The 1018-nt window shown below is 27.6% G+C and carries 1 protein-coding gene and 1 pseudogene; both read right to left on the reverse strand.

Annotation, left to right across the window (positions count from 1 at the left end; translation table 11 throughout):
* Positions 1-152 precede the first annotated feature (152 nt).
* Positions 153-497: a hypothetical protein gene (locus VXQ92_RS21360; RefSeq protein ID WP_001004676.1), complete on the reverse strand. Its 345-nt coding sequence runs from the start codon at positions 495-497 to the stop codon at positions 153-155.
* A 293-nt stretch (positions 498-790) separates the two neighbouring features.
* Positions 791-1018, reverse strand: a pseudogene (locus VXQ92_RS21365) (hypothetical protein); the annotation flags it as partial.

Consider the following 1018-nt stretch of genomic DNA (forward strand, 5'->3'; position numbering starts at 1 on the left):
AAGCTTGATGCTGAGTAAAAACATCAAAAAGTGATTTTTCAGTAATATTCTTCATGTAAGTTACCTCTACAAAGGTGCACTTTATTTTTCTTTTTATATCGCTGTTCTATAAAATTTATTAATAGTTTTGAGTAGTTAAAAAGTTTATAAAGCTAATTAAAATAGTACTTTTGTTTTACGAACTTTTTTTGCACACTAATATTTCTAATAAAATTAGTGAGCCATAAAATAAATTCATCTCTATACTCAAAACGAGGAAGTAGACTTAAGTCAACTTTTATCTCTCTTTCAGAAAGAGGCTTAGTTAAACATTCTTCAAAATCAATTTTGGTATATTTTAACTTTAAATCATTTTGTTCGGCTTCTTTTCTAATTTCTGCCATCACTCTATTGAGATTGGTTACAGGGTTATCCGTAATCTGGTACTTTTCATACATATTTTCGTATACATTTTCGGCAATATCTAAATATTTAATGAGTTCAGCATTCTCATTCATCTCTTCATCATCCTATTTTTTTGGAAATTATGTACCAGTAAATGTTTCTATACGTAATTTAAGATTATTTTTATGTGAAAAATATTTTAATAAAAATAACAATATAATCTCCAACTTATTATTTTTTATGTCATTATTAATTCTTTATAAAACATTTCCATATTTACTGACATTTTTGATAAGTTTTATATGCTGATCATTTAAGCTGGTTAAATAAAAAAAACCGCCCCAGAAGGCGGTAGCTGAATATTATCAGCCAGATATAGAAGTAAGGTGGACAAATACTTCTATATTTAAGAGGATATTTTATTATTTTTAATGAAATCTTCAGATTTAAAGTAGTTAATAATTATCTCAGCATTTTCTTCTTTGCTTGGTTCAGCAGCCACAGGAATTTCGGCTTGATCAATTTTAAAGCCTTTTGGAATATAGTTTGAAATTGGAGGAAGCTTCTCTTTCCCTCCAATTGTCATTCGCTCAATAAAGCCTGCAAGCCACAAAATGAATTCATCTTCATTTTT

This window comes from Acinetobacter sp. 228 (assembly GCF_048147885.1).